Origin of the sequence: Paenalicyclobacillus ferrooxydans (assembly GCF_001399675.1) — a bacterium.
GTDB lineage: Bacteria > Bacillota > Bacilli > Alicyclobacillales > Alicyclobacillaceae > Alicyclobacillus_B > Alicyclobacillus_B ferrooxydans.
The window spans coordinates 74,671-85,090 of sequence record NZ_LJCO01000052.1 but is presented as its reverse complement, the minus strand read 5'-3'; the positions used below and the strand labels follow the sequence as shown (position 1 = coordinate 85,090).

Sequence of the window (10,420 nt, the reverse complement as noted above, 5' to 3'; positions counted from 1 at the left end):
GTAATTTGACACCAGCATGGGTCGGAAGATACAGGGCCCAAGGGTATTGGGACAAACACAGCGTTATGGTGGAAGAGTCGACTAGGTTAATGCGACCTAATTGCTTCGTGGCCTTTTTCAGTCCAATTCTGCGAACAAGTTGCGCAATGCAATGTTGAAGAACAGAGTCTAAAAATGCCTGTTCCAAATGACGCAGCTTTCGTGACAACTGTGATGCACTGATGGACTGAATTCCGATTTCCGACTGTAGTTCCTTTGTCTCGTTCAACTTACGGCTGAGTGATGTTAGTGACGAAATCTGATTGACCTGGGCAAAGAGCAGTAGCTGAGTGAGCTTGATAGAATCGAGCTTTTTCGTGTACTTGTCCAGGTGTAGTAACTGAATTTGTTTCAACATTAATTTCGTATCTAGAGAAACTAGGTATTCCGCCAAAGTGGATTTCATGATACCCTTATTCATGCTTGGGTTCCTTAGATTAGATTTGGACAGGGCTACCTGTACATCTATTCTAAGGAATCTTTATATGTATAGGGGTTACACAATCATGAATCTTCATAAGGTTTAAAATATTTAATTTGTCAACGGGTACCCGTTGACAAACCACTAAAAAGTTAATGCAACGCTAGTGGGTGAAACCGACTTGTCCTCGCTCGTTCTTGGTCGTTAAGTGGCTCAAATCGACTTAAGATTCAACTGCAGATAATCCATTTGCCAGGCATCTACGGCATCTACGGCATCTCGGGCATCTCAGGCCTCTAACGGTAAACCACAACACCAAACGATTAAATACGTGTGACGTGATGAAGCAAACGTGTAACGCCTTCAAACCACCTTAAAGAAAAATGGTAACCATGACTTTCGTCATGGTTCAATACGGTTTAATGCGGTAAGACCGGGCCACGCGGCCCGGTCTTTTCTATCTTTTTGCACATGTGGTACGCGGCATCGCTTGATATGATGACTTTGTTCAATGCAAAGGGGGTCTCATTATGCTTGAAGTGGAGTCCTTGCACAAACGGTTCGGTCAACATGTTGCGGTTGATAACATCAGCTTCCAGGTTAAAAAAGGCGACGCCTTTGGTCTGCTTGGGCCAAACGGTGCAGGAAAATCGACGACATTGTCGATGATGACGGGTCTGCTCATTCCGAACAGCGGAGAAGTCCGCTTGGACGGCCATCGATTAAAAGACGAGCCAAAGTATCTGAAACAAAGGATGGGCCTTGTACCGCAGTCCATTGCCCTGTATGAAAACCTGACCGCAGAAGAAAACCTCCGGTTCTGGGGACAGATTTACGGTGTCACAGGAGCGAAGCTTCGGGACAATTTGGATTGGTGTTTGCAGGTTGCCGGACTGACAGAACACCGTAAGCAGCTCGCGAAACGCTTTTCCGGAGGAATGCAGCGGCGTTTAAACATCGCCGTCGCGATGATTCATCGTCCAGAGATCCTCATCATGGACGAACCAACCGTTGGGATCGATCCCCAGTCTCGCAACCACATCCTTGAGACGGTAAAGACCCTCAACCGTGAGGGGATGACCGTCATATATACGAGTCATTACATGGAAGAAGTCCAGTACCTCTGTCAGCGGCTAGCGATTATGGACAACGGTGAGTTGATTGCGTACGGAAATCTCGAGGACGTAAGACAGCTGGCGGGGGCACGCTCGACGATCACGATGCAGTTGTCCGGAGAAATTGGGGACCTCACGCGCCAGCTCGAGCACGACATGACCTTTCAAAATGTGCAGGTTGAAGGAGACACATTGGTGTTTCAGGCCCAGAATGCGGCTGTGGCTGTCAGTCGCGCAGTCAGTATCATTGCAAATCAAAGCTGTGAGTTACAAAAAATAGACGTAGCTCAGCCGAATCTTGAGAGCGCATTTCTTCACCTCACCGGGCGCCGCTTGCGGGACTCTGTCGGGGAGGCAGGTGACCAGGGATGATCCGTCTCTCATTTTCCATCGCCTTGATTCAATGGAAACAGCTGATCAGAGATCGCAGGGCTTTTATCATGCTGATTGCCTTTCCTGTCATGCTAACCTCCATTTTGAGTTTTGCCCTAGGGGGATTGTTCTCAGGAACAACACATCAGATCTCAAAAGTAGCCGTCGTGAACGAAGATAGAGGGGCCGCCGGAGCCCAACTCGTGGATTACCTGCGTCAACAGACAGGATTCGTTCGTGTCGTTGACGTGTCTAACGCTGCTGAGGCGCTGAATGAGGTAAACCAAGGTCAGGTGGATGGGGCACTCGTAATACCGAGATCGTTCACCTCTGAGACAGGTCAAGGGAAGACTGTTGCTTTGCCGGTTGAAGTCACGTCTGCGCACTCCTTTACGAGGGACCTCGTCAATCAATTGGTTTCCAGCTATGGCCTTGAACTGGCGGATGTTCAGTACCTGAAGACCATCGCCACGCAGAGCCCAGCAATGAAGAGCCCAGTCACCAACAGTGCGTTGAATAACGCTGGCAGCACAGGAGCCACGAGCGCAGGAGCCACGAGCGCAGGAGCCACGAGCGCAGGAGCCACGAGCACAGGAGCCGCCAGCACAGGAGCCGCCAGCACAGGAGCCACGAGCACAGGAGCCACGAGCACAGGAGCCACGAGCACCAACAGTACAGGCGGATTGGCACCAACGACTGGGAAAGCCGCATCGTCTTCCTCGGTTGTTTCACAAGGGACCAGCCCTGCTGTTACATTTATCAACAGCATGTCAAACTTGCGGCCTGTGACGGCTGGCTCCTATTATGCTATCGGCATGATGGTGATGTTTCTCTTGTCAAACGCCATCAGCCGCGCAACCAGTATGGTCCAGGAGCGCCGTGGTGACCGTTACAAACGTCTGCTGGCTGCCCCAGTCGGGCATGTGACGCTGGCCATCGGACAGTGGCTGGCGACGTTCCTCATTATGCTCGTGCAAGGTGCAATCCTTCTCCTCTGCTCCCGGTTCATCTTGCAGATTCAACTCGGTCCGGTTGGTCAGACAGCCCTCGTTCTGGCCGGTTATGCAGCTTCTGTGGCAGGCATTTCCACACTTCTCGGCAGCACCATCCGATCCGTTCAGGTGGTCAACGGCCTTGCCAGCATTGGTGCGAACATCGCTGCAGTGCTTGGCGGAAGCATCTTTCCCATCTATGGATTTCCGCAGATGATGCAGTGGATCGCGCAGGTATTGCCAAACGGTCAGGCGCTCACGCGTTTGGTCGACTCAGTGATGGGTGTGTCGACAGCGGAACTTTGGATCCCGGTGTTTTATCTCGTATTTGTAGGTATCTTCCTGGGTACGCTTGGAGGCATTCGATATGGCGCTCCATCGCGAAAGGGGGTATAAGCGGTGAAAACCATCTTGTCCATTGTCACGAGGTTTCTTAAGACGTCGTTTCGCAATCGCGGGAACTGGATGTTCATGATCGTCCTCCCTTTGGCGTTTACATTTGTTTTTGGCGTGGTTCCTACCCTTGGCGGGACGAACAACAAGATCCCGGTTGCCGTGGTTGACCAAGACCACAGCGCCCTGTCCGCTTCCATCATCGGTCAGCTGAAATCCGATCCTGCGATCCAACTGGAACAGGTCAGTCCGAATGACGAGGACCGCCTGATGCGGCAGATGAAGGTGAGCGTGATTATGTCTATTCCAGCCGGTTTTGAGGCTGATGCGGCAGCGGGTCGGCCGATGACTGTAGGGTGGACTGCAGCACCGAACGTGGGCGGCAATCAGGACATCGCAACCGCCACGGCTTCCCTGCAGACCTCCATCAGGCAGTGGATGTTATTCGGTGAGCCTGCCATGCAGGCAGCAATCAAAGGTGGAGCAACACCGGATCAGGTGGTGTCCGCATTTGTTCATGCCATGAAGTCAGCAGACAAGATTCATCCGCTTTTGTCCACCAAGCAGGAACTGATCTCAAGCGGGGGACATGTGCAAACTCATACGTTGTCACAGGGGGCCTTGTCGACCATGGGATTCAGTGTGATGTTCATTGTGTTCACCGTGTTCGGGAGTACGAGTTCTGTTTTGAATGAGCGAATCACCGGCACATGGAAGCGGATGCTCGCGAGTCCCATGAACAAGGGGACCGTGGTGGCTGGCTACGGGATCGCGTTCTTTGTGATGGGGTGGATCCAATACGCCATTTTGGTGCTGGCCAGTCGTTTTATCTTTGGGATTCACGTACCGTGGAATGGCTGGATAGCACTCGTTGTATCCCTATACGTGCTCGCGATGTGCGGCATTGCTCTGTGCGTCGCCAACTTGGTGCAGACGACGGAACAGCAAATGGGCATCGGAAGCTTTGTGGCGATTGGCACGTGCATGATTGGCGGGGTGTATTGGCCGCTCGAGATTGAGCCGACGTGGATGCAGCATCTGGCTTGGTTTGTGCCGCAAAGCTGGACGATGAAGGCGTTCGATCAAGTCACTTCAGGAACCATTACATCGGCCCTGTGGCTGCCGCTCGGCGTCCTCGCTGCGTTTGCTGCCATCTTTTACGTCACCGGCATCGTGCAGCTTCGTTACTCGACTTGATGGCGCGTCGAGCGTGCTGCCGTATCGCACTGCCTGAACGGTGGCGTTGGCGCGATTCGGTGGCGGCCCGCCTGGATGGGAGCGGTCGGGGACGATCCGATATGGGACTGCCTTCGATGGTGCTGCTGGGCTGGATCCGGTGTCGAACTGCCTTCCGATCAAACCGGATATTTTGTATGCGCTTCACTATTTGGCGGTTTCCAACGGGAGTGCTATCATACTTGCGAAGTGGTGCAACGCAGTCCAATACGTTGCACGAATGCGAAGGAGTGGAGCACTATATGCCGTTTACGAAGGCAGATCAACTAGCGGTTCAGACCATTCGAACCTTGTCGATCGATGCGATTGAACGTGCGAACTCAGGCCATCCCGGGTTACCGATGGGGGCCGCACCGATGGCACATGTCTTATGGACTCGTTTTTTAAACTACAATCCAAAGAACCCCAAATGGTTCAATCGTGACCGATTTGTGTTGTCAGCGGGACACGGCTCGATGTTGTTGTACAGCCTTCTTCACCTTTCTGGCTTTGATGTATCTATCGAGGACTTGAAGAACTTCCGACAATGGGGGTCAAAAACGCCGGGTCACCCAGAGTACGGTCATACCTCGGGTGTCGATGCCACGACGGGGCCGCTTGGACAGGGGATTGCGATGGCTGTCGGTATGGCCATGGCAGAGCGGTTCGTTGCCGCCACATTTAATCGCGATGATGCAGCGCTATCGGATCACTATACATATGTCCTGTGCGGCGATGGCGATCTGATGGAAGGTGTTGCCTCAGAAGCCGCCTCACTCGCTGGGCACCTTGGCTTGGAACGACTGATTGTCCTTTATGATTCCAACAATATTTCACTCGACGGACCGACCGACTGGTCCTTTACGGAAGACGTCAAGGGCCGCTTCCGCGCATACGGATGGAATGTGCTGCGGGTAGAGGACGGCAATGATATGGACGAGATCGAAAAGGCGATTGACGAAGCCCGCCATTCGGTTGGTCGTCCGACCTTGATTGAAGTCAAAACCATTATTGGCTACGGCGCACCGACCAAACAGGGAACGAACAAGGCCCACGGGTCTCCGCTTGGGGCGGAAGAAGTCCAAAAGGCGAAAGAAGCGTATGAGTGGAACCATGAAGAGTTTTATGTTCCGGCTGAGGTCCGTGACCTTTATGCAGCACGTGCCAAGGAAGGCGAAGCTGCAGAGGCTGCGTGGGATGAAGTTGTCGAAGCTTATGGACGCGAGCACCCAGACTTGGCCCAAACCTTCGTCGATGCCATGCACGGGAACGTTCATATCGACTTTGATGCTGTTCTACCGAAGTTCAGCGGGGGAGTAGCAACGAGAGACGCGTTTGGCAAAGTCATCAACGCGATTGCGCCGCATGTTCCATTTCTGATCGGCGGCTCTGCAGACTTGTCCGGATCGAACAAGACAATGTTGAATGACCTCGGTCACTTTGAGAAAGGCAACTACCAAGGTCGAAACTTCTTTTACGGTGTGCGTGAGCATGCGATGGGAGCAATGCTGAACGGCATGACGCTTCACGGCGGCGTGATCCCGTTTGCAGGCACGTTCCTCGTCTTCTGCGATTACCTCCGCCCAGCACTTCGACTGTCTGCCCTGATGAAGCAGCCCGTAATCCATGCTTTCACGCACGACAGTATCGCTGTTGGAGAAGACGGCCCCACGCACGAGCCGGTTGAACAACTGGCATCGCTTCGCCTGATCCCTGGATTTCGCGTATTTCGGCCCGCAGACGCGACGGAAACAGCGCAGGCCTTCCGTTATGCGTTGACACATAGAGATGCACCTGTGGCACTGGCTCTCTCGCGGCAGAAACTTCCGACGCTGGCAGAGGTCGAGCAGCATGCAGCGGATTTCGAGCGCGGCGGTTACGTTTTGTACCAGCATGGTGATGGAAATCAGTTGATCCTGTTGGCAACTGGTTCGGAAGTCCACCTGGTGCTCGCGGCGGCGAAAACGCTGGCCAATGAAGGGGTTGCTGTCCGCGTTATCAACATGACGTCGATGGAGTTGTTTGAAGAACAGACAGAGGCCTACAAGGAGTCCGTATTGCCGGCATACGTCACGAATCGTCTGGCAGTGGAAATGGCCCATCCGATGCCGTGGTATCACTACGTGGGTCTAAATGGCCGCGTTCTCACGATCAATCGGTTTGGCGCTTCTGCTCCTGGAGACATCGTGGTGGAAGAGTACGGCTTTACAGAGGACAATGTCCTGTCGATTGCACGAGGGTTGATGAAGTAAGAAGGTATCGGTCAATCAGCCTGTGCACCCACCGAAGCAGGCATGCACCCGCGGAGGCAGGCATGCATGAGTTGATGAAGTAAGTGGTGCGTGGGTGAAAGTGAAATCAGTGACAAAGAAGGCTGCCTGTCATTTCGGGCAGCCTTCTTTGCATTCTGAGATGTGACTCAAGAATGCCGCTTTACCGGTCGACTGTTCTGGGAATCTGCCAGGTGGCGTTTTTCTCTTCGATCCCGTTCATATGATTCATCATCCCCGCGAGGACAAAGCTCACGAGGTGCTGTTCAAATGCGCTGCGGTCAGCTTCGCTGATATGGTTGGCGGAATAATACGACATGTTTGCGACCAAGGAGACGACCATCACCACTGTCCACTTCAGGTTGCGTTCTGCTTCCGGTACTTGTCCTTGATGCAGCAGGTGATGTCGCTTAATCAGTGCTTGTTCCACGAGACCGCCCAGCTGGTTATACAGCGCGTCTTCTTTTCGCTTCATAAACTCCTGGCCACCGCCAGAGGAAAACACATCAATGAGAGAGTCCTCGGTATTATCGAACATGCGAAACACCGCTCGAACCGTTTCGATGGTACAAGTTTCAATGTCTGCAACCTGTTCCAATATCGGAGCGATCCGCTTCCAAGTTTTGAAGACCACTTCATCAAACAGCGCCGTTAAGAGTGACTCCAGCGAATCAAAGTGTAAATAAAAAGTACCTCTGGCGATGTCACTCGCCTTAATCACGTCTGCAATGGTCACATCATCATACCCACGCTCCACAAACAACTGCTTGGCAGCTCGCAGAATATGAACATGGCGTTGGGCTTTGGTCATGGGAACACGCACGACAGTTCACCTCCTCTGCGGGTTTGAAATATCGCCATAGTACTCGCTAACGACTTCAAGGAAGGTGGCAGTCAGCGGCCTGTCCGCTTGTACGACAGGATATGCAATCAGGGTCGGTCTTGTCCACTCTTCTCCTGTCATCGCGATGGTCTCATAGGATTTATAGATCGCGTCATGAAGGGTTCTTCTCGGTAAAAAGGAAACGCCAAGTCCGTGTCCAACCATAGCCTTGATCCCGTCGATGCTGTCAAGCTCCATCGAGATCGGCGGATACACATTGTGACCTGCAAGTACTTCGCTGATCCGCTTCCGAAACGGCGACGTCGAACGCCCAAAGGCTACAAAGGGTTCACGGTTCAAGGCATGCAAGCCAGGGTAGCTGTGAGAAAAATAATGATTTTTCGGGACAATCAGGTCAATCCGATCCGGTGTGAATTCAACCAACCGTACATTTGGATGATAAATGGGCTCGCCGAGGAAACAAAAGTCCACTTGATTGGCGAGCAGCGCGTTCATCATTTCGTCATACATACCCATTCGCACTTTGAGGTGGACTTTGGCTTTGCGTGCCATGCGGTGCAAACACTCAGGAACGTCCGTAGACACGAAGGCCCGACCGGACATGATGCGAAGAATGGGGGTTTGCTCTGTTTCCGGGTGCAGGATCTGATCTTCGAGAGCCGTCAGACGCTCTGCAAGCGGCAGCAATTGTTGGCCTTCCGGCGTGAGCTGCACGCCGTTTGGCAGTCTATGAAACAGTACGTAGCCAAGCGCACGCTCGAGCCTTTGCAGATGGGCCGTGACTGTTGATTGCGACATATACATGTGTTCTGCCGTGCGAGAGATGGATCCTAGTCTGGCGATTGTTAGGAATAAGGCTATATCTTTGGTATCCATGTCCATCCTCCCAATCTCTTAAGATGCATCATAGCACGGGGACGCAGACTCTGTTAATCTCAAATCAGGAGGCGATTTCAATTGATGGAACATAAAGCGCAAACATGGGATTTAGATTCAGTCTTTCCGGGTGGCAGCGAATCTTCCGAGTTTCGCGCCTTTCTCGATCAACTCGCGTCTGACACCGCAACATTTGCTGACCAACTGACAAAGCGCGTACAGTCAACGGATCGCGACGATTGGATACATATGATTGAGACCGTCCAGAACCTTGCAGATAGGCAACGGGAGGCTGGCGCGTTCGTGTCCTGTCTCGGGGCCGCGGACACAAAGGACCGCGAAGCCAAGATTCTGCGCGGGCGCATCAGCCAGTTGGGTGCTCAGCTCAACTCTATGTTCACAACCTTTGATGCAGGTCTGGAGAACCTCGACGACGCTGTGTGGCAGTCCCTGCTCGCAGACGAACGACTTCAAACGGTTCGCTTTTCATTGGAAGAACGCCGGAAGCGTGCCAAACAGCGGATGACACCGGCAGCCGAGAAGCTCGTCTCCGATTTGATGGTTGACGGATATCATGGATGGGGTCAACTGTATGACACGATCGTCGGCAAGATGTCCTTGACTATTGAGGAAGATGGGCAACCAAAGTCGCTCTCGATGGGACAGGCGCACAATAAACTTTCTTCACCCCATCAGGCGGTCCGAAACGAAGTGTTCTCGAAGTGGGAGTCCACATGGGCGAGTGAATCCGATTTGTTTGGCGACACCATTAACCACTTGGCGGGCTTCCGGCTCGCAGCCTACAAGCATCGCGGTTGGGATTCGGTGCTCCAGGAGCCGCTCGAGATCAACCGGATGGACGAAGAGACTTTGAACGTCATGTGGCGTGTGATTGAAGAAAACAAGCCACGTTTCACAGAATACATGTCTGCAAAAGCGAAGCTCCTAGGGTTGGAAAAGCTCGGATGGCAGGACGTAGACGCTCCCATTGGCACCACGTCGAGCAAGAGTGTCTCGTACGAGGAAGCACGTAAGTTTATCGTGAACCAGTTTGGCTCCTTCAGTCCAGACATGGCTGACTTTGCGGATTCCTGCTTTGAACGCCGCTGGATCGAGGCAGAAGACCGCCCTGGCAAGCGCCCTGGTGCTTTCTGCACCAGTTTCCCGGTCAGCCAGCAGACGCGCGTCTTCACCACCTTCTCGGGGACTGTTGGGAATGTCTCTACGCTGGCCCACGAGCTTGGCCATGCCTATCACCAGCACGTCATGGCCGGCCTGCCGCGGTTTGCCCAAAACTATGCCATGAATGTCGCAGAGACAGCATCCACATTCGCTGAGATGATTGTGTCGGATGCGTCGCTGAAAGCAGCAGAAGGCGAAGAGGAACGTCTCGCTCTGCTCGACGACAAGTTGCACCGCAGCGTTGCCATGTTCATGAACATTCACGCCCGGTTCCTGTTTGAGACAAGTTTCTACGAGGAGCGCAAACAGGGCCCGGTCAGCGTGGAACGCATCAACACCTTGATGGAAAATGCTCAAAAAGAAGCCTACTGCGATGCGCTCGGTTCCTATCACCCACACTTCTGGGCTTCGAAACTGCACTTTTACATCACAGGCACACCGTTTTACAACTTTCCGTACACCTTTGGCTACCTTTTCAGCACCGGACTGTACGCACAGTCGCAAAAGGAAGGTGCAGGCTTTGCCGACCGCTACGTGGCGCTGCTTCGTGATACGGCTAGCATGCGCGTAGAGGATCTGGCGAAGAAGCACCTCGGCGTCGACCTGCGCGAACCAACCTTCTGGCGTGAGGCGATTGCCACGTTGCTGCCGGATGCCCGTGAGTTCGTGGATCTAGTGGCCAAGCGACAAGCCCGGTAAGC

8 protein-coding genes are annotated in these 10,420 nt (G+C 53.2%); 5 read left to right on the top strand and 3 right to left on the bottom strand.

Annotation, left to right across the window (positions count from 1 at the left end; all coding sequences use genetic code 11):
• Positions 1–460, bottom strand: a 460-nt coding sequence (locus tag AN477_RS13090) for a DUF4372 domain-containing protein (protein WP_157061954.1), incomplete at its 3' end; no start/stop codon positions are given.
• Between the two features lie 530 nt (positions 461–990).
• Here AN477_RS13090 and AN477_RS13085 point away from each other — a divergent pair.
• The 4 genes from AN477_RS13085 (at position 991) to tkt (ending at position 6,799) form a co-directional block, all read left to right on the top strand.
• Positions 991–1,947, top strand: a complete 957-nt coding sequence (locus AN477_RS13085) for an ABC transporter ATP-binding protein (RefSeq protein ID WP_054969608.1) — start codon at positions 991–993, stop codon at positions 1,945–1,947.
• Positions 1,944–3,335: an ABC transporter permease gene (locus tag AN477_RS13080; RefSeq protein ID WP_054969607.1), complete on the top strand. Its 1,392-nt coding sequence runs from the start codon at positions 1,944–1,946 to the stop codon at positions 3,333–3,335. Before AN477_RS13085 ends, AN477_RS13080 begins: the two co-directional genes overlap by 4 nt.
• A 3-nt stretch (positions 3,336–3,338) precedes the next feature.
• Entirely contained in the window at positions 3,339–4,529 is a 1,191-nt protein-coding gene (locus AN477_RS13075) for an ABC transporter permease (RefSeq protein WP_054969606.1), read from the top strand.
• A 281-nt stretch (positions 4,530–4,810) separates the two neighbouring features.
• A complete protein-coding gene (tkt, locus tag AN477_RS13070) occupies positions 4,811–6,799 on the top strand; it encodes a transketolase (protein ID WP_054969605.1) in 1,989 nt (662 codons plus the stop codon).
• Between the two features lie 181 nt (positions 6,800–6,980).
• Here tkt and AN477_RS13065 read toward each other — a convergent pair whose 3' ends face one another.
• Positions 6,981–7,640, bottom strand: a complete 660-nt coding sequence (locus AN477_RS13065) for a TetR/AcrR family transcriptional regulator (protein WP_054969604.1) — start codon at positions 7,638–7,640, stop codon at positions 6,981–6,983.
• Between the two features lie 6 nt (positions 7,641–7,646).
• On the bottom strand, positions 7,647–8,537 hold the full coding sequence (locus AN477_RS13060; RefSeq protein WP_054969603.1) for a LysR family transcriptional regulator: 891 nt from the start codon (positions 8,535–8,537) through the stop codon (positions 7,647–7,649).
• Between the two features lie 84 nt (positions 8,538–8,621).
• Between AN477_RS13060 and AN477_RS13055 the strand changes: the two genes are divergently transcribed.
• Positions 8,622–10,418 (top strand): M3 family oligoendopeptidase, encoded by a 1,797-nt coding sequence (locus AN477_RS13055; RefSeq protein WP_054969617.1) that lies wholly within the window; start codon positions 8,622–8,624, stop codon positions 10,416–10,418.
• The last annotated feature ends 2 nt before the right edge of the window (positions 10,419–10,420 follow it).